Origin of the sequence: Micromonospora sp. NPDC049900, from assembly GCF_044461025.1 — a bacterium.
Taxonomy (GTDB): domain Bacteria; phylum Actinomycetota; class Actinomycetes; order Mycobacteriales; family Micromonosporaceae; genus Micromonospora.
Genome location: NZ_JBITKM010000002.1, coordinates 263,393 through 282,262 on the forward strand (window position 1 = coordinate 263,393; position 18,870 = coordinate 282,262).

Below are 18,870 nucleotides of genomic sequence, written 5' to 3' on the forward strand. Positions count from 1 at the left end.
GGAACCTCTCGTTTCCTTCGCTGGCGGACCGAACGTGGGCGCGACGCGGGCGTGTGCCGACCGGTAGGGACTCCTCGGGCGGCACACGCCCACGCCGGGTACCTACTGCTTCAGGACGGCGCTGATCTCGCCGTTGTCCTTCTGCAGGTCGCCGTTGCCGTTGAGCACCTGGTTACGGACGAGGGTCAGCCACGGGCTGTTCGGTGCGTTGAACGCCTGCTGGAAGTTGAGCGCGACCGGGGTGTCACCCTGACCGGCCACCTCGTTGATGGTCACCAGGCGCGGGTCCTCGGCGGCGTACTTGTTGTTCGCCAGGTCGGCCCGGGAGACCACGTCCTTGTTCTTGGCCAGCACCTCGACCTGGGCCTCCTCGGACATCATCCAGCTCAGGAAGTTCCACGCCTGGGCTGCCTTCTTGGAGTCCTTCGAGATGCCGATGCCGTCGCCACCGACGAAGGTGGAGGCACCGCCGTCGGGACCGGGGATGCCGGCGACACCGACGTCGAACGGCGTCGAGGAGAGCAGCGTCGCCGGGTAGAACATCAGGCCGACCTTGCCCTCGGTGAAGGCGGCGGTCCAGGTCGGACCGGTCTCCCCCGCCGAGGCGGGCAGCACGGCACCCGAGCGCCACAGGTCCTGCCAGGTGTTGAAGACCTTCTGCGCGGTCTCGTCGCCCAGCTTGGACTCGGTGCCGTCCTCGCTGAGCACCTGGCCGCCGCCGGCCCAGACGGACGGGAACCAGGTGAAGACGAGGCAGCCGCCGCAGTTCAGCCCGGCGGCCGTACCGTAGACGCCCTCCTTGCCCGACGCCTGCACCGCCTTGGCGGCGGCGGCGTACTCGGCGAGCGACGCCGGCGCCTTCTCCGGGTCCAGCCCGGCGTCCCGGAACAACTGCTTGTTCCAGAACATCATGGACAGGTCCAGCACGAACGGCAGGACGTGGGCCTTGTTGTCGACGGTGCCCGCCGAGAGGTGTCCCTTGTTGATCTGGTCCTTGAAGTCCAGGCCGTCGATGTTGGCGCTGATGTCCTGGAAGAGGCCCTGGTTCACCCAGTTCGGCACGTAGACGATGTCCGCGGCGAAGAGGTCGGGCAGACCGCCGGAACCGGCCGCCGCGCCGACCTTGGCGACGTAGTCGTCGTTCGGTACGACGGTCAGCTTGACCTGGTTCTGGTGCTTGGCGTTGTACGCGTCGACCAGCAGCTTCGCCTGTTTCTCCAGGGGTGCGCGGGTCCACAGGGTCAGCTCGCTGCCGTCGTCGACGCCGGTCGGCCCGGCCTCGGCCGCGCTGGTGCCGCTCGGCTCGTCGCTGCCGCAGGCCGCCACGGCGAGGACCATCGTCGCCGCCATGGCTCCGGCCAGCGAACGCAGGGCAGTACGCCTGCCCAGGGTTTTCCTCATGATTCCTCTCCTAGTCGCATCGAAGCTCGCCGGGGAGCCGCGAGGCGGTTCCCGTGAGCCGGGTAGCGGACGGTTCCGCGCGATCGGGTGGGACGGGAGCCGCCGCCCCGGCCGTCGACCGTGGCGCCCCCGTGGACGTGATCGGCGAAGCCGGATGATCAGGTACGGCCGACGAGTGGCCGGCCGGGCAGGGTCAGGGTGTGGACATCGGGTCGTCGGCGGTGTTCCGCCGAGCCGAGGTGTCGTGGGGACGGTCCGACGGGGGCACCGTCGTACTGCTGTCTCGCGCGGGACCGATGCACCGGTGAGGACGTTCGCGCCGCCTTCGTGGGCGATGCCTCGTCCGTCCTCATCGGTGTCGCCTCCCGCCGGTTCCGACGGGATCGGCACGGCAAGCCGCACCGCCGCCGAGGTGGTCGGTATCACTTTCCGCCGCTAGCGTGTCCCACGAAAACGGTTTCGGCAAGATGTCGGACGGGTAAAACCTGAACCTGTTTCGGTGCGGTCTTCGCCTTCCCCTGCATGCACTCTGCGCTCTACGCTTGCCCCGAATACGGGGGCGGCGACCACCTGCCGGCCGTCCTGAAACTTTTGCGAAAGGCTTTCGGTGGGGCGACGACGATCACAGTCAGTGACGCTGAGTGACGTGGCCAGCCGGGCCGGCGTCTCGGTCGCGACCGCGTCCAAGGCGCTCAACGGACGCGCCGAGGTGGCCCAGGCCACCCGGGAACGCGTCCTGCGCGCGGCCGGCGAACTCTCCTTCCAGCCCAACGCGCTGGCCTCCGGGCTGATCAACGGACGCACCCGCACCGTCGGGCTGCTCACCGACGAACTCGGCGGCCGGTTCGCCATGTCCATCCTGCTCGGTGCCGAGAACGCCCTCGGCAACGAGCAGATGTCGGTGCTGCTCTGCGACGCCCGGGGCGACGCCATCCGGCGTCAGCACTACATCCGGACGCTGCTGGCACGGCAGGTCGACGGGTTCATCGTGGTCGGCGACAGCAACGAGGCCGGACCCTCGTTGACGCAGGACATCCCGGTCCCGGTGGTCTACGCCTACGCCGAGTCGACCGACCCCCGGGACCTGTCGGTCATCGCCGACGACGAGGGCGGCGCCCGGCTCGCCGCGGAGCACCTGGTGCTGCACGGACGGCGGCGGATCGGGCACATCACCGGTCCGGACGGCTACCGCTCCGCCCGGGACCGGGCGGCGGGGCTGCGGGCGGTGCTCACCGAGGCGGGCCTCGATCCCGCCGGGGACCCACTCTTCGGCGAGTGGTCGCAGCGGTGGGGTCGGCACGCCGCCCGCCTGCTGCTGGCCGCCCGCCCGGACGTGGACGCGATCTTCTGCGGCAACGACCAGTTGGCCGCCGGAGCGGCCGACACACTGCGTGACCTCGGCCGACGCATCCCGGACGACGTGGCGATCGTCGGCTACGACAACTGGGAGTTCTTCGCCGCCGACTGCCGTCCACCGCTGACCACCGTGGACCTCAACCTGGAGCGGCTCGGTGCGACCGCGGTCGAGCACCTCTACGCCGCTCTCGACGGCAACCCCGGCAGCGGCGTCATCCGGCAACCCGGCCGCCTCGTCGTCCGCGAGTCGACCGGACCGGCGGTGCACCGCTGAGCCGGGCGGCGTCGCCGGAGCCGACGACCCACCGGGCCGGGAGAATCCTTCTCGGCCGGGGGCGCTAACCGATCAGGCTGGCCGGTCGCAGCGCGCGCAGCGGTCGACCCACGCTCCCCGGCGTCGCGGCGCTGCGGCGGCTGACCAACTCCGGCACCAGCAGGTCGCGTCGTCGCACCGGCGTCTGCCCGGCCGGGTCGAGCTGCGCCAGCAGCAGTCCCAGGCTGCGTCGGCCGAGTTCGGCGAAGTCCTGCCGGACCGACGTCAGCGGGGGCAGGAAGTGCGCGCCGTCCGGCGTGCCGTCGAAGCCGACCACGCTGACGTCCTCCGGCACCCGCCGACCCGCCTCGTGCAGCGCGCGCAACAGGCCGAGAGCGAGTTGGTCGCTGGCGCAGAAGACGGCGGTGACGTCGGGGTCGGCAGCCAGCCGCTCCCCCTGCTGGTATCCGGTGCTGGCGTTCCAGTCCCCGGGGACGACGGCGGGCACCGGAGCACCGGCGGACCGCAGGGCCTCCCGCCATCCCCGGATCCGCTCCGCCGCCTCCGGCCAGTCGTCCGGGCCGGACACGTGGTGCACGGTGGCGTGCCCGAGGTCGAGCAGGTGTCGGGTGGCGAGTCGGGCCCCCGCCACGTTGTCGATCTGTGCGCTGGCGATCTCGTCGCTACACCCACCGCCGACCGTCACCGCCGCGAGCCCGCCCGCCGCCTCGGCCAGCGCGCCGGCCATGGCGGGCTTGGGCGCGATGGCGATGAGCCCCTCGACCGACTGCCGGCGCAACCAGTCCGCCGCGTCGAGCACCGACCGCCGGTCCAGGTGCCGCACGCTGGCGACGCTGACGAAGTAGCCGGCGGAGCGGGCCGCCCCCTCGATGGCGTAGAGCATCGACGTCGGCCCGTAGAGCGGGCTCTCGTACCCGATGATCCCGAGCGTGCCGGAGCGCCGGGTGACCAGGGCACGGGCCGCCGGGTTGCGCTGGTAGTCCAGCTCCCGCATCGCGGTCAGCACCCGTTGGCGGGTGTCGTCGGCGACGTACGGGTGGCCGTTGATGACCCGGGAGACCGTCTGGGCGGACACCCCCGCCCGCGCGGCGACGTCACGCATGATCGATCGACCGCTGGACCGTCCGGCAGCGGCCCGGGTGTTCGCCGCCCGCCCCCGTGACCCGCCGTTCTTCTCGGTCATCGTCTGCTCTCCTCGCCCAGAGGTCCCCGACGCGTCGCCCGTGCCGCCAGGACCGATGGTCAGCGCACGCGCGAAGACCTCGGTGGTCCGATCTCCGACAATGAACCTCGAAAACCGTTTCGGCAATCCCTCTCAGGAGATCTCCGGCGAAACTCACTTCGGAGATCATTGGATTTCGGTGTGGCAGCACGTGGCGCGGACCCACCACAACGGCAACCTGTACGGGTTCCGCAACCACGGTTGGGACCAGGTCATGGCCAGCCGTGGCCGAACGCCCCGCAGTGCGCGCCCGAGTGCGGTCGCTTCTTCAGCCAGGGTGGGCAGTACCCGAACCGCCCCGGTGGGGTGGCCCGCCACGACGACCAGTCGCTGCGGTTGACCGACGGGTTCGGCGGCGGTGCCGGCGGCGACCGGGGTCAACGCATGGGCCACGAGTACTACATGACCAACCTGGACGCCGAGAACATGCACATCCTGCTGCACGAGATAGGCCACACCCTGCGGGGCTCGGCCCGGCGGCCGGGCCCCGCAGGACTCACTCCTCGACCCATTCCAGCAGGTCACCGGGCTGACATTCGAGCACCCGACACATGGCCTCCAGGGTGCTGAACCGGACGGCCTTGGCCCGGCCGTTCTTGAGCACCGCCACGTTCGCCGGTGTGAGCCCGACCCGATCGGCGAACTCACCGACGCTCATCTTGCGCTTGGCGAGCTGGACGTCGATGCGTACCACGATGGGCATCAGATCACCGCTTCCATGTCGGTCCGCAGCGTGGTGGCCTGGCGCAGCAGCGCGCGCAGCACCACCATCAGCAGCCCCAGCACGGCGACGCCGGTCGAGAGCAGGAGCAGCAGGAACGGGACTCCGGGGTCGTCGGCCCTGAATCCTACGTAGAGGAACACGGCCACCAGCACCACCCAGGCGGCGGCGACGGCCCACACGATGACGTCCACCCAGACCAGGGAGACCGGGCTGAAGATGCGGTCGTTCTTGACCAGGGTGAGCAACTTCCAGGTGGAGACGATCACCACCTGGACGCAGAGCACCCAGAAGACCGTGACGGCGGTCAACGGCCACCGCAGGTACGCCTGGTCCGGTGACTCCTGTGCCATGTGGGCGAACTGCCCCGGCAGCGAGAGGGTCTGGAACACGACCAGGATCCCGAACAGCACCACGAGGAAGACTCTGAGGGCGGCCACCGCCCAACGTGTCACCAGCATGCATCGACCATCACTCGCTACCTATCGAAAGTCAATAGGTTTCGACCGTTACCACCCCGACCGGTCACCCCACCAGCTCACCGAGCGCGTCGCCGAACACCTCGTGGTGCCGGCGGACGTCCTCGACCGTGGTCTGCGGGCACATCAACGCCATGTTGTGGAACGGGGTCATCAGGATCCCCCGGTTGAGCAGGTAGACGTGCAGGTAGTCCTCCAGGTCGCCGTCGGCGCACCGGGCCGACTCCGTGCCGGTACGCGGAGCCGGGTCGACGAAGCGGTACTCCACCCGCGCGCCGAGCCGACTCACCGACCACGGCAACGCGTACTCGGTGAACAGCGCGCCCACCCCCTCGGCGAAGCGGGTCGCCGTCTCGGCCATGCCGGTGAACGCCTCGTCGGTGAGCACCTCCCGCAGGGTGGCCAGGGTGGCTGCGATCGACACCGGGTTGCCCGCCAGGGTGCCACCCACCCCGCCCATGTCGACCAGGTCGAGGTCCGTCCGGTCGGTCAGCGCGGCGGCCAGTTCGGCGGAGAGGCCGTACGCGCCGACCGGGATGCCGCCGCCGATGGCCTTGCCGATGGTGACCACGTCCGGTGCCAGGTCCCAGGCGGCGGTCGCACCGCCCGGCCCGGCGGAGAACGTGTGCGTCTCGTCGTTGACCAGGTAGGTCCCGTACTGACGGGTGAGCGCGCGTACCCCGTCGAGGTAGCCGGGCTCGGGCAGCACGATGCCGATGTTGGTCAGCGCCGGTTCCATCAGCACCGCGGCCACGTCGCCGTGGGCGAGTTCGCGGGCCAACCCGTCCAGGTCGTTGAACTCGGCGACCCGGCTGGTGGCGGTCACGTCGCCGGGAGCGCCGACGTTGCCCGCCCGACTGCGGGGCCGCCCGTCCGGCCCGACCACGATCAGCGACTCGTCCACCGATCCGTGGTAGCAGTAGCTGTTGACCAGGATGCGGGGACGGCCGGTGACGGCGCGCAGCAGCCGGACGGCCCACCGGTTCGCGTCGGTGGCGGTCAGCGTGAAGCTCCAGGCGGGCAGCCCGAAACGCCGGGCCAGCTCGGCACCGACCGCCGCCGCCTCCTCGGTGGGCAGCATGGTGGCCGCCCCACCGAGCTCGGCCAGGCGTCGGGTGACCGCCTCGACCACCGGTGCCGGGGAATGGCCCGCCATCGCCCCGGTGTCGCCGAGGCAGAAGTCGACGTACTCGTGGCCGTCGACGTCGGTGACCCGGGCCCCGCGCGCCCGGTCCAGATAGACCGGGAAGCCGGCCGCGACCTTGTTCATCCAGGTCATCGGGACCCTGCCGAACAGGTGCCCGGCGTCGGCGTACGCGGCGGCCGAGCGGGGGTGGCGGTCCACGAACGTGGACCGCTCCCGCGCGAGCAGCCGTCCCAAGCGGGTGCGGTCGACGCCCTCAGCTTCGAAATCCGTCGGCATCGGGCGACAGTACCAACGAGATGGACTGCCAGCTAGATGCCGTACGACTGATAACTGACGCTACCGCCGTCAGGGCTTCCGTCCGACCGCGCAGTACTGGTCGATCTCCTCGGGCAGTTCGGCCGGGTCGCCGTCGGGCCGCCAGCGGGTCACCGAGACCACGCCCGGCTCGACGAGTTCCAGGCCCGCGAACAGGCCGGCGATCCGCTCCGGGCTGCGCAGGTGGTAGCGGGGGTTGGCGGAGACGTTCCAGATCCGGACCGCCTCGGTGACCGCCTCGCTGGTGTCGCTGCCGTCGTACATCGCGAGGTAGCTGCCGGAGGGCAGGCGGCCGACGAGTCCGTCGACGATCGCCTTCGCCTCGTCGTCGGACTCGACGTGACCGAGGATGCCCATCAGCATCACGGCGACCGGCTGGTCCAGGTCCAGCGTCCGGGCCGCCTCGCGCAGGATCCGGTCCGGGTCGCGCAGGTCGGCGTCGACGTAGTCGGTGGCGCCCTCGGGCGTACCGACCAGCAGGGCGCGGGCGTGTGCCAGCACGAGCGGATCGTTGTCGACGTACACGATGCGTGCGTCCGGAGCGACGGACTGCGCCACCTCGTGGGTGTTGTCGGCGGTCGGCAGGCCGGTGCCCACGTCCAGGAACTGCCGGACGCCCGCCGTGCCGGCCAGGTGGCGCACCGCCCGGGCCAGGTACGCGCGGGACAACCGGGCGTTCTGCGCGAGCTGCGGCAGGTTGGCGATGATCTGGTCGCCGACCTCGCGATCGGCGGCGAAGTTGTCCTTGCCGCCGAGCAGGTAGTTCCAGATCCGCGCGGTCTGCGGCACTCCGGTGTCCAGAGTTGGCCTGTCCTGTTCGCCGCCGGTCACGGTCGTGCCGTCCACCACGTTCGCACCCTCAGTCTCATTAGGACCATTGTCGTCTACCGGGCGTCAGCCTAGCCCCGCGCCCATCCTGCCGAACCCCGCCCGTCTGCACTATGTTGCAGGCGCCGCGCCCTCGCCCGCCCGACCACCCGCCCGACCGCCAGGAGACCGATGATGACCTCCACCGCACCCGCCGGACCGATCGGGTTCGACGTCGCCGCGCTCCGCGCCCACTTCCCCTCGCTGGCCTCGGGCATCGCGCACTTCGACGGCCCGGGTGGCACGCAGACGCCGCGCCCGGTCGCCGACGCGGTCACCGCCACGATGACCGCCCCGATCTCCAATCGGGGCACCGGCGCGCTCTCGGAGACCAACGCGGACGCCGCCGTCGGCGCGTTCCGGCTCGCCTACGCCGACCTGCTGGGCGTACCCGCCGCCGGGATCGTCTACGGCCGCAGCGCCACCCAGTTGACCTTCGACTTCTCCCGGATCCTCGCCCAGGACTGGGGTCCCGGTGACGAGGTGGTGGTCACCCGGCTCGACCACGACGCCAACGTCCGGCCGTGGGTGCTGGCCGCCGAACGGGCCGGCGCGGAGGTGCGCTGGATCGACCTCGACCCGGCCACCGCCGAGTTCGACCCCGCCTCGGTGGCCGACGCGGTCACCGACCGGACCCGGCTGGTCGCCGTCACCGGCGCGTCCAACCTGCTCGGCACCCGACCCGACGTCCGGACGATCGCCGACGCCGCACACGCGGTCGGCGCACAGGTCTTCGTCGACGGTGTGCACCACGCGGCACACCAGTTCGTCGACGTACCCGAGCTCGGTGCCGACTTCTACGTCTGCTCCCCGTACAAGTTCCTCGGACCGCACTGCGGGGTACTCGCCGCCGACCCGGGTCTGCTGGAGACGCTGCGACCGGACAAGCTGATCCCGGCCACCGACGTCGTGCCCGAGCGATTCGAACTCGGCACCCTGCCGTACGAGATGCTGGACGGCGCCACCGCCGCCGTCGACTTCCTCGCCGACATCGCACCCGGTGACGACCCGGCGAACACCTCCCGGCGAGAGCGGCTGCGTGCCTCGCTGCACGCCGTCGACGCGCACGAGACCCGGCTGCGGCACCGGATCGAGGAGGGACTGGCGGACCTGGGCGCGGACGTGGTGGTCCACTCCCGGGCCGCCGACCGTACCCCGACGCTGCTGCTCACCCTGCCCGGCCGCAAGACCCGCGACGCCTACCGGTTCCTGCTCGACCACGACGTCCTGGCCCCGGCAGGCTCCTTCTACGCGTACGAGCCGTTCCGTCGGCTCGATCTCGACGACGAGCACGCGCTCCGGCTCGGCCTGGCCCCGTACAACGACGACAGCGACGTCACCCGCGTCCTGGACGGCCTGGCCGCCTTCCTGGCCCAGGTGTAAGGAAGGGCACCCTGCTAACGCCTCGTGCATAGTAGGGGACCCTTCCTTACATTCCCGCCCGCTCCGCCCAGCCCGCGCGACGTCCCGCCCACGAGCCGGAGACCTGAACTGCCGCGCCCGACGGTGACCGCACACTTCTCTCACGGAGGAAACCCCATGGACGGCATCGACCCCTCGGTCCCACCCAGCGGTCCGGGATGTGCCGACTGCGAGGCCGCCGACCCACCGGGCTGGTGGGTCCACCTGCGGCGCTGCGCCCGGTGCGGGCAGGTCGGCTGCTGTGACTCGTCGCCCAGCCAGCACGCGAGCGCGCACGCCGCCGCGACCGGCCACAACATCGTCCGCAGCTACGAGCCGGGCGAGGAATGGTTCTGGGACTACACCGAGCAGACCATGTACGAACAGGGTCCGGAACTCGCCGCCCCCGCCCACCGCCCCCTCGACCAGGGCGTACCCGGCCCCACCGACCGCGTGCCCCGCGACTGGCGGCGGCACCTGAACCGCTGACGATTGTGAGGAGGGGTCCCCTGCTATGCACGAGGCGCTAGCAGAGGACCCTTCCTTACCACAACATCAGAGCAGCCAGGTCGGCAGCTTCGGGTCGCTGCGCAGCGGCACCAGCGGCGGCGCCTCGTCGACGGCCGGACCGGCCGAGCGGCCCCGGGACTCGTCGGACTCCGTGCCCGGCGGCGGCGCTGCCGCACACCGCGTACCGTCCGCCGGCACCACCAGGTCGATCAGGTACGCCTCGATCGCCTCGTCGGCGCAGGCCACCCGGCCGTAGACGATGTGTCCCCAGCCCTCGTAGGTCAGCAGTTCGGCGTGGTCGCCGAACTGTGCGGCGGCGCCGAGCGCCCAGTTGTAGCCGGTCGCCGGGTCGTGCAACGAGTTGACGAACAGCAGCTCGGCCTGGTTGGTCGGGGTGATCGGCCGCTGCGGGTTGTCCGCCGTGCTGGGCCAGCCGAGGCAGATGGCACCGATGGCCGCCCGGGGCAGGTCCGGCAGGTCCGGCGAGGCGAGTTGGGCCGCGTCCACGATCGTCCGCCACTGCCCGATGTTCTGCGCCCCGAGGTTCCAGTCCTCGCAGAGCACCGCCTGGTACGCGAAGGGCACCACGGTCGGTGGCTGTTCCTCGGTCGACCGGCGGGCCGCCGGTACGCCCCACGGACGGCCGGCGTCGACCCGTTCCAACTCGGCGGCGATGTCGAGCCAGTACGGCTGGTAGTTCACGTTGCCCAGCACGAAGTTGACCAGATCCCGCTTGGTGATCTTGTAGCTGTGGTTGTCCGGGTCCGGCAACTCGCCCCGGGCGGCGCGGTCGAGCAGCCGCTGCCAGAACCTGCGGATGTCCCGCCCGTACAGCGCGCACTGGGGCAGTCGGGCGCAGCCGGCCACGAACTCGTTGAACGAGTCCTGCCCGGCGGCAGCCTGGGTGACGGCGAAGCCCTGGGCGTCCAGGCTGTGGTCCATGGTGCTGTCGGCGACGATGGCGCGTACCCGGGTGGGGAACAGTTCCGCATACTGCTGGGCCATCAGCGTGCCGTACGACATTCCGAGGAAATTCAACTGCGGGTCGCCGACGGCGGCCCGGATCGCGTCGATGTCCCGGATCACCTGGAGCGTGTTCACGTGGTCGAATATCGGGCCGCTCCGGGAGCGGCAGTCGTCGGCCAGGGCCCGACTCGCGGTGACCATTCGGGTGAAGTCGGCGGCCGTCTTGATGGCGTCGGCCGGCAGGGCCGACAACTTGTCGACGGCGCACATGATAGGTGCGCTGCGGGCCACTCCACGCGGGTCGAAACCGATGATGTCGAAATGACGACGCAATTCTTCGCCGTACGTGGCCCACAATGCGGAGTCCACGCCCGACCCACCCGGGCCGCCCGGATTCACCAGCAGCGATCCGCGCCGTACATCGGGATCGGTCGCCGGCCGCTTGGCCAGCGCCACCTCGATCGTGGGACCGTTCGGATCGGCCCAGTCGACCGGCACTTCGAGCGTGCCGCACAGCGCGCTGTCATCCTGCTCACAGGGCTCCCACTGCACCTGTGACACGGGTGCCGCCGAGGCCGGCGACACCACGGCCGGCACCAGCGCCGCCCCCACCGCGATACCGGCGAGTAATTGCCGGATCATTTTCTTGCGCATGTGCCCTCTCCCCCACGACTTTCCCGGCCCCCTGCCGGGCGAGGCTGAAGTTAGCGAATCCGCCGAGGCTCGGGGTTACCGGAAAGTGTCAGCGGCAATACCGTTCGGACAGCCCCGGCCGACAATGATCCGCAGCCGCTTGTGATCCATTTCGGCTCACCGACGTGAATGGTGAGGTCACCGCCGTCGCGGAAGTCACGGAAGTGGCGTGAACGAAGCACCGCCGAGGACTGTCAACATGGTGGACGTCACAGGGCGACCAATTCTTCGAATTCACCCACCCGGCGCTTTCCCGCAACGCCCGTCGAAACTGCGTGACGGATTCGAAACGTCGCCGAGCCCGGCCGCCCGGCACGGACGACCCCGCGCGGCGCACCGCTCGGGGTAGGTTGCCGAGTCATGGCCACCACCGCCGCCGACGTCCGGCGCGACCTCGCCCAGCTCGCCGATCCGACCCGCGCGGCCGGGGTGAGCCGGTACCTCAAGATGTTTCCCGGCGGGTACGGCGAGGGTGACCGGGCCATCGGCGTCACCGTGCCGCAGCAGCGCCGGGTCGCCGGCCGGCACTGGCGCGGCCTCGACCTGGCCGACACGGGGACGCTGTTGACCAGCGAGGTGCACGAGGAGCGGCTGACCGCGGTCTTCATCCTGGTGCGCAAGTTCGGCAGGGCCGACGAGCGGGAACGCGGCCGGATCGTCGAGCTGGTCCTGACGCACAGTGCCCACCTGAACAACTGGGACCTGGTGGACTCCTGGGCGCCGTACGTCCTCGGGCCCTGGCTGCTCGACAGGGACCGTGACGTCCTGGACCGGCTGGCCGGCTCGGACCTGGTCTGGGACCGGCGGATCGCGGTGATGGCCACTCTCGCGTTCATCAAGGCCGACGACTACGCGTGGACGTTCCGGCTCGCCGAGCGACTCCTGCGCGACCCGCACGACCTGGTGCACAAGGCGGTCGGGTGGATGCTGCGCGAGGTGGGCAACCGGAATCTGGCGGCGGAGGAGGAGTTCCTGGTCCGGCACTACCGGGTGATGCCGAGGGTCATGCTGCGGTACGCGATCGAGAAGTTCCCGCCGCAGCGCCGCAAGGACTACCTGTCCGGCACGGTCTGAGGCGGTCGCGGAGCCGCCCGCGCCGGACCACCGACGATCGGCGGGGCCGACGCGGGTCAGGGCCGGGTCGCGCGCAGGTAGATCGTCACGGCGTCCGTCGCGTCGAGATCCACGAGCAGGCGACGGTACGTACCGTTCGGCCCCGGTGCCCCTTCGGCGAGCCCGGAGACGCGGGCCGCGCGCTCGGGGTGCCAGGTGTCCCCGCCGCCCACGTCGTCCTCCCGCGTGACGGCGCGGAGCCCGGGGGTCAGTTCCGCGCCGAAGTCCCCGTCACGGACGAAGGTGTCGAGGGCGTCGCGGGGAATCCGGAACCTGGCCGACAGGTGGCTCTCCAGCCCGATGCTGCTGACGGCCGAGAGGAACACCGTGCCGGGCGGGAACGTGACGTGGGCGACGGCCTCCACCTCCGACGCGGTCGCCGGTCGCGGCGGCGACTGGAGCGCGGCGTCGGTGTCGCCGAGTTGCGTCACCGCCACCACGCCGCAGGAGATCACCGACAGCACGAGGCTCAGCCCGGCCAGGACGAGGGCGTACGTGGAGGCGCGGCTGCGCCTCGGCTGGTCGGACACGGGCAGGACCCTACGCGACGGTGCCGTCGGGCCGGATCCCATCCCGTCAATACATCGACAGTCTTGCATATGTTGACGAGGCTCGTGTATGAAGACTGAGCAATCGTTAAGGTTCCGGTCTCCTGGGAGGAGCGACGATGACACACGCCCCGCGCCGTCTGCGCACGCTGGCGGTCATGCTCAGCGCCTGCACACTCGGGCTGAGCCTGCTGTCGGCACCAGCCGAGGCGTACTCGGCGCCACCTCTCGCGCCGCAGTCCGAGCGCGCCCCCGAGTCCGACCAGTTCGTGGCCGAGGGCGTGACGACCGTCGGCGAGTTGCGCACGCTCGACGGCGCGCTGTCGTACGCCCGCGACGGCCGGACCCAGGTCATCCACCACCCCGGCGCCACCTACGTCAAGGTGCACTTCGCCTCGCTGCGACTCGGCCCCGGCGAGTACGTCACCGTGGCCAGCCCCGACGGCCGGGAGAGCCACCGGTACGACCGCCACCTGAACCGGGCCACCGGCTCGGACTACACCACCGACGGGCGGCCGGGCTTCTGGGCCATGTCCGTCGAGGGCGACACCGCCGTGGTGACGCTGCACAGCACCCGCGCCAGCCGGGGCAGCGCCGCCACCATCGACCGGTTCTGGCGCGGCTACGACCGCACCGAGATCGCCGCGCACAACTTCTCGACCCAGTCCGTGTGCAGCACCGACGCCCGTCGCGACGTGGTCTGCTACCAGAGCAGCCACCCGACCGAGTTCGCCCGGGGCAACGCGGTGGCGCGACTGCTGATCAGCGGCGGCGGGTCGTGCACCACCTGGCGCGTCGGCAACACCAACCGGATGCTGACCAACAAGCACTGCTTCTCGACGCAGTCGGCGGTCAGCGGCAGCGAGATGCAGTTCAACTACCAGTGCGCCACCTGCGGCGGGGCGAACCCCGGCCCCGGCACCAAGGTCAGCGGCGCCACGCTCTACCAGGTGAGCAGCGGCGGCTCCAACCAACTCGACTACGCCCTCTACTCGGTGAACAACTTCGCCGCCATCCAGGGCTACGGCACGCTCTACCTGGCGACTTCCGCCACCACCACCGGCGCCCAGATGTACATCCCCGGCCACGGCGACGGCAGCCCGAAGCGGCTGTCCATCTTCGAGGACACCCAGAACGGCGCACGCTGCACCGTCCGGAACGCGAACTACAACACCTGGAACATCAGCTACAGCTGCGACACCTCCGGCGGCAACTCGGGCTCGCCGGTGCTCAACAGCAGCCACCGGGTGATCGCCCTGCACCACCTCGGCGGCTGCCCGTCCAACCAGGGCGCGAAGGCGCACCTGATCTACAACGAGATCGCCGGCCTGATCGACAACGGCTGACCCGAGCAGCACCGCAGGCGACGACGGCAGGCCCCCACCGACCCCGGCGGTGGCCTGCCGTGCCACACGTCGCAGGGACGCTACGTGGGTCCGAACCTGTCACGAGACGGCGGTGAGGGGTTGCGACCAGGGCATACGATCCGGCGCATGAAGGCTCACCGCGCCTGGCCGCTGGCCGCCCTGCTTCCCCTGTTGGCCGCGTGCGTGGTCAGCCCGGTGGAGGAGGTCGCGGCGTCGACGGTCACCTACACCTGCTGCGCGCGCGCCGACGTCGAGCAGGTGTACCAGCCGGGGCAGACCTTCACCCTGAACTGGATCGTCGAGTCGCCCGACGACCCACCGGTGACGCCGACTCCCGGGCCCGACGTCGAGCTGACCGCCCACCTGATCGGCCCGTTCGAGTCGGTCGAGCAGCTCACCGCACACGCCATGGGCACGCTCACCGTCCCCGGGCTGGTCACCTACCCGGCCGAGCCGGTCCGCCCCGCCGACGCACCCGACCGACGCCCGGTCAGCACCATCGCCATCGCCCCGGACGCCGGTCCCGGCTACTACAACCTGGTCAGCTCCATGGCCGACCAGGGGAACGCGGTCGGTGGCGAGAGCGTCATCCAGGTGGTGGCCGGAAGCTGAGGTCCCCGCTCAGCACGCCTTGCGGACGTACGTGCGGGAGCCCGGTGCCGAGACGGCGAGGTCGCGCAGCACGATCGAGAGGGTGCTGCCGTGCGAGCCGCACGCCTTGCTGAACCCGCTCTCGGTGTACTCGATCACGATCACGTTCGCGCCGTAGGTCCGGGTGTACGCGTCACACTCGTTCCACGTGCCGCACTCCTCGGCGACGGCGAAGTCGAACCCGGCCTTGCGGGCGTTGGCGGTGCTCAGCTCCGCGAGGTTCTTCTGCGCCACGGCCAATCCCTTGCCGTGCGCGTACGCGCTCAGCGACGCCGCGTACGCGACCGCCTGCGACTCGGTCAGCAGCCCCTTGGACCGGGTGAACGAATCCAGGTTGTCCGGCTCGATCGCCTTGAACCCCTTGCCGGCGCACCGGTCGATCCACCCGCCCACGATCGTGGTGAGCGCCGTCCGCTTGGCCGCCGTGGAGTAGTCCAGCATCAACTCGTTCCAGTCCTCGTCGACCACGAGGTTGCCCTGCGCGTCCCGCAGCAGCAGGTCCGGGTGGTTCGTCTTCCACCACGACTCGGCACCGGGCTGCGCCTGGAAGGCGTTGACGTAACAGATGTTGTACAGCCCGGCGGCGGGTGACGCCTCCAGGTCACGGCTGACCACGGTGACGCCGGACGGCGGCGCGTACACCCCACCGATCTGGTAGTCGAACCCGGCGTTGGCGGGCGGCGGCGCCCACGTCGGCGCGGTCGTGCGGTTCCCGGCCGGCGGCGTCGTCGCCGGGGTGGACGCGGCCGGACCACCGGAGGCAGCCGGGGTCCGCGAGGGCGGCGGCGTGGTCGCGGGCACACTCGGAGACGTACTCGCCGACGGCGTCGCCGTGGTCGGCCCGCTGCTCACCGCCGCGCCCAGCGCCGACGGCGCGTCGGGCGTCGGCGCGGCGCTCGGAGTCACACTCGGCGTGGGCGAGACCTGCTGCTGCCCGAGGCCCCACCAGGGCTGCCGGCCACTCGCACCGGCAGCACCGATGCCGACACCGAGCACGACGACGGCGACCGCCGCCGCCGTCAGCCCCACCCGGGCCCGCCTGCGCTTCGATCCCATCGAGCCAACTCCTCCAGGTACGTGTGAGCGCACCCTACGAGAACCGGCCGGGACCGGGACACCCCCCGCTTCGAGGGGCGCGGACACCCCCTCCGGCACGGCCGTTGTCCCCCGCCGACGACGCCGCACCTGCCCGCGGCAGGTCGCTCTCACCCGCCCGCCACTCGGTCGCCTCAGCGACCGGCCGCGGTGAAGGCTCTGGCGCCGGCCGGGACGGAGACGAATTCGGCGGAGGTCGATGTCATTTCACCGCATGTGCAACCACCGAGGCGAAATCGATATCGATATGCTTATCCAGTGCATCGGAGTAGTTTCGTCGGCCGGACCGGTGAGCTGAAGCACCTGCGATCGGTGGTGGCGGGCGTCGGCGGACGCGGCGTCATCCTCAGCGGCGGGGCCGGCGTCGGTAAGAGTCGGCTGGTCCGCGAGGCCGTGGCGCAGCTTCCCGCGAGCCGGTACGTCGTCTGGCCCATCACCGCGGCTCATCCGAGTACGGCTCTGCCCTTCGGCGGTCTGGCCCAGGTGCTTCCCGTCGCGCAGCCGGCAGGTCTCACCCCCGCCGGAGTGCTGCGATGGGTGGTGGATTCGTTGCACGAGCAGGCCATGGGTCGGTCCATCGTGCTCACCGTCGACGACGCCCACCTGCTCGATCCGCCGTCGTCGGCGCTGGTCCAGGTGCTCGCCCGACAGGAGGACGTGGTCCTGCTCGGGACGGTGCACGACGGCGAGCAGATGCCGCTGCCGCTGCGACCGCTGTGCGTCGACGAGTTGGTCGAGCGCGTCGAGTTGACTCCGTTCGGCCGGGACGAGACCGCCGAGTTGCTCACGGCCGTTCTCGGCGGGCCGGTCGAGGCGCGGTCGATCGACCGGATGCTCCGCCTCTCGGCCGGCAATCCGCTGCTTCTGCACGAGCTGCTCCACGGCACGATGGGCAGTGGCGAGTGGGCGTGCTGCGACGACGGGTGGCAGTGGAACGGCCACTCGACGCGGCCCCTCGACGTGACGGACGTGATCGGCACCCGGATCGAGCACCTCACTCCCGGCGTACGCAAGGTGGTGGAGCTGGTCGCCCTGAGCGAGCAACTGGGCCTGCGTCTGCTCACCACCGCGACGGACACGGCCGACGTCAGGCAGGCCGAGGAGAACGGCCTGATCGCGGTCGTCCGGCATGACCGTCGGGTCGACGTGCAGTTGACCCACCCGCTGTACGGGGAGCTGCTGCGCCGCCGCTGTCCGCCGGCCCGGACCCGGCAGTTGCAGACCGAGTTGGCCGACCTGGTGCAGGCCACCGGCGCCCGCCGCCCGGGTGACCTGCTGCGGGTCGCCCTCTGGCGGCTCGGCGCGGGCTCCGGGCAGGATCCCCGGCTGCTGCTCGCCGGAGCCATGCAGGCGTTCGCCCGCTACGACGTACCGCTGACGGTGCAACTCGCGCGGGCCGCGCTGGACGCCGGTGGTGGTCACGACGCCGCCGAACTGCTGGCCACCATCCTGATGCTCTGCGAACGCCCGCACGAGGCCCTCCAGGTGCTCGACCAGGTCCGCGACGAACCCGCCGACGAGCGGCGGCGGAGCCGCTGGCTCACCGTTCGGGGCATGGTGACGTACTGGAGCCTCGGCGACGAGTCCACCGCCGACACCCTGGCCGAGGCTGCCGTCCCGATGACCGACCCCGGTCACCAGGCGCGGGTCTGGGCCTTCGAGGCGCTCATGCGGATGCACCGGATGGAGATCGCCGCCGCGCTGCGGTTGAGCCAGGCGGTGCTGACCCAGCCGGCAGCCGGTCCGGGTGCCCGAGGACTGACCCGGTGTGTGGTCGCCTACGTGGACGCGACACGCGGTCTGTTCCGCCGCAACGCCGACACGATCGCCCAGGTGGAGGCGGAGGTCGCCGGCTGGCGGGGGGACGTGCCCTACCTCCAGGCGATGGTGGAGTCGGCCCGGGCCGCCCGGCTGGCGCTCACCTGCGACCTGGCCGGCATCGACGCGATCGCGGCCGACGAGTTCGCCGACCTGGTCAGCTCGGGTGGCCTACGGCTCGGCAGCGGCTTCCTGACCGTCCTCCAGTCCTATGCGGCGCGGCTGCGGGGGCGCACCGACCAGGCGATCACGTTCAGCGACACGGCCGGCGCGATACTGGCCACCAGCCGGCTCTACGGCAGTCTCGCCCACGGCGAGCGCGCGCAGGTGGCGGCCTGGCGCGGCGACCCCGACGCGGCCCTGGCGGCGATGGCGGCGGCAGACGCGTCGTACTCCCCGTGCCTCGCGGTGTTCTACCCCTGGTTGGAACTGGCCCGTGGCGCGGCCATCGCCGCCACCGGTGACCTGTCCGCCGCCGTCGGACACCTGGTCGCGCTGACCGACCGGCTGCGCCGCGACGGGCTCGCCGGGTACGAGGGGCTGGCCCTGCACGACCTGGTCCGGCTGGGCCAGGCGGCCACTCCGATCGGCCCGACCTGCGCCGACGGTGCACAGCGGTCGGTGGCCCAACGCCTGTCCGAGCTGGCCGAGCGTACCGACGGAACCCTGTCGCCGCTGTTGGCCCGGCACGCGCGGGCGTGCGCCGCCGAGGACGGCGCCGGGTTGCTGGCGGTCGCGGACGCCTTCGCCGCGGCGCAGCTCACCGTGTGGGCGGCCGAGGCCGCCGCGACGGCGGTACGCGTGCTGCGCCGCGACGGAGATCCGCTGGCGGCTGACGCGCGTCGCCGTCTCGGCACGCTGCTCGCCGCCTGCGACCGGATCCGCACCCCGACGCTCGACGCCTCGCGCGATTCCTGACCGGCCGG

At 71.3% G+C, this 18,870-nt stretch carries 16 protein-coding genes; 7 read left to right on the top strand and 9 right to left on the bottom strand.

Annotation, left to right across the window (positions count from 1 at the left end; all coding sequences use genetic code 11):
* Positions 1-102: 102 nt before the first annotated feature.
* Positions 103-1,401 (bottom strand): ABC transporter substrate-binding protein, encoded by a 1,299-nt coding sequence (locus tag ACIBMZ_RS05675; protein ID WP_396691418.1) that lies wholly within the window; start codon positions 1,399-1,401, stop codon positions 103-105.
* Positions 1,402-2,008: 607 nt separating this feature from the next.
* On the opposite strand from ACIBMZ_RS05675, the gene ACIBMZ_RS05680 reads away from it, so the two are divergent.
* Positions 2,009-3,031, top strand: coding sequence for a LacI family DNA-binding transcriptional regulator (locus ACIBMZ_RS05680; RefSeq protein WP_396691419.1), 1,023 nt, complete (start codon positions 2,009-2,011; stop codon positions 3,029-3,031).
* 64 nt (positions 3,032-3,095) lie between these two features.
* Here ACIBMZ_RS05680 and ACIBMZ_RS05685 read toward each other — a convergent pair whose 3' ends face one another.
* The 5 genes from ACIBMZ_RS05685 to ACIBMZ_RS05705 form a co-directional block, all read right to left on the bottom strand.
* Positions 3,096-4,133: a LacI family DNA-binding transcriptional regulator gene (locus ACIBMZ_RS05685; protein ID WP_396691880.1), complete on the bottom strand. Its 1,038-nt coding sequence runs from the start codon at positions 4,131-4,133 to the stop codon at positions 3,096-3,098.
* Positions 4,134-4,749: 616 nt separating this feature from the next.
* Positions 4,750-4,956: a helix-turn-helix transcriptional regulator gene (locus ACIBMZ_RS05690; RefSeq protein WP_350695398.1), complete on the bottom strand. Its 207-nt coding sequence runs from the start codon at positions 4,954-4,956 to the stop codon at positions 4,750-4,752.
* Entirely contained in the window at positions 4,956-5,435 is a 480-nt protein-coding gene (locus ACIBMZ_RS05695; protein WP_396691420.1) for a DUF2975 domain-containing protein, read from the bottom strand. The genes ACIBMZ_RS05690 and ACIBMZ_RS05695 overlap by 1 nt, the downstream gene beginning before the upstream one ends.
* 64 nt (positions 5,436-5,499) lie before the next feature.
* Positions 5,500-6,876, bottom strand: a complete 1,377-nt coding sequence (locus tag ACIBMZ_RS05700) for a transaminase (RefSeq protein WP_396691421.1) — start codon at positions 6,874-6,876, stop codon at positions 5,500-5,502.
* 69 nt (positions 6,877-6,945) lie between these two features.
* Entirely contained in the window at positions 6,946-7,761 is an 816-nt protein-coding gene (locus ACIBMZ_RS05705) for an SAM-dependent methyltransferase (protein WP_396691422.1), read from the bottom strand.
* Positions 7,762-7,944: 183 nt separating this feature from the next.
* Here ACIBMZ_RS05705 and ACIBMZ_RS05710 point away from each other — a divergent pair, with 183 nt between their 5' ends.
* Positions 7,945-9,165 (top strand): cysteine desulfurase-like protein, encoded by a 1,221-nt coding sequence (locus tag ACIBMZ_RS05710; RefSeq protein WP_396691881.1) that lies wholly within the window; start codon positions 7,945-7,947, stop codon positions 9,163-9,165.
* 156 nt (positions 9,166-9,321) lie between these two features.
* Positions 9,322-9,672 (top strand): UBP-type zinc finger domain-containing protein, encoded by a 351-nt coding sequence (locus ACIBMZ_RS05715; RefSeq protein ID WP_396691423.1) that lies wholly within the window; start codon positions 9,322-9,324, stop codon positions 9,670-9,672.
* 66 nt (positions 9,673-9,738) lie between these two features.
* Here ACIBMZ_RS05715 and ACIBMZ_RS05720 read toward each other — a convergent pair whose 3' ends face one another.
* On the bottom strand, positions 9,739-11,313 hold the full coding sequence (locus tag ACIBMZ_RS05720) for an alpha/beta hydrolase (protein WP_396691424.1): 1,575 nt from the start codon (positions 11,311-11,313) through the stop codon (positions 9,739-9,741).
* A gap of 399 nt (positions 11,314-11,712) precedes the next feature.
* On the opposite strand from ACIBMZ_RS05720, the gene ACIBMZ_RS05725 reads away from it, so the two are divergent.
* Complete coding sequence (locus tag ACIBMZ_RS05725) at positions 11,713-12,426, top strand: DNA alkylation repair protein (protein ID WP_396691425.1); 714 nt, start codon at positions 11,713-11,715, stop codon at positions 12,424-12,426.
* Between the two features lie 56 nt (positions 12,427-12,482).
* Here the strand turns inward: ACIBMZ_RS05725 and ACIBMZ_RS05730 are convergent, their stop codons facing one another.
* Positions 12,483-12,995, bottom strand: a complete 513-nt coding sequence (locus ACIBMZ_RS05730) for a hypothetical protein (RefSeq protein WP_396691426.1) — start codon at positions 12,993-12,995, stop codon at positions 12,483-12,485.
* 137 nt (positions 12,996-13,132) lie between these two features.
* Here ACIBMZ_RS05730 and ACIBMZ_RS05735 point away from each other — a divergent pair, with 137 nt between their 5' ends.
* Positions 13,133-14,359 (top strand): trypsin-like serine peptidase, encoded by a 1,227-nt coding sequence (locus ACIBMZ_RS05735; protein ID WP_396691427.1) that lies wholly within the window; start codon positions 13,133-13,135, stop codon positions 14,357-14,359.
* A 147-nt stretch (positions 14,360-14,506) separates the two neighbouring features.
* Positions 14,507-14,992: a hypothetical protein gene (locus ACIBMZ_RS05740; RefSeq protein WP_396691428.1), complete on the top strand. Its 486-nt coding sequence runs from the start codon at positions 14,507-14,509 to the stop codon at positions 14,990-14,992.
* 9 nt (positions 14,993-15,001) lie between these two features.
* Here the strand turns inward: ACIBMZ_RS05740 and ACIBMZ_RS05745 are convergent, their stop codons facing one another.
* The gene (locus ACIBMZ_RS05745; RefSeq protein WP_396691429.1) at positions 15,002-16,087 is read right to left on the bottom strand and encodes an endo alpha-1,4 polygalactosaminidase; all 1,086 of its coding nucleotides are present in this window, start codon (positions 16,085-16,087) and stop codon (positions 15,002-15,004) included.
* Positions 16,088-16,384: 297 nt separating this feature from the next.
* On the opposite strand from ACIBMZ_RS05745, the gene ACIBMZ_RS05750 reads away from it, so the two are divergent.
* On the top strand, positions 16,385-18,862 hold the full coding sequence (locus ACIBMZ_RS05750; RefSeq protein ID WP_396691430.1) for an AAA family ATPase: 2,478 nt from the start codon (positions 16,385-16,387) through the stop codon (positions 18,860-18,862).
* The last annotated feature ends 8 nt before the right edge of the window (positions 18,863-18,870 follow it).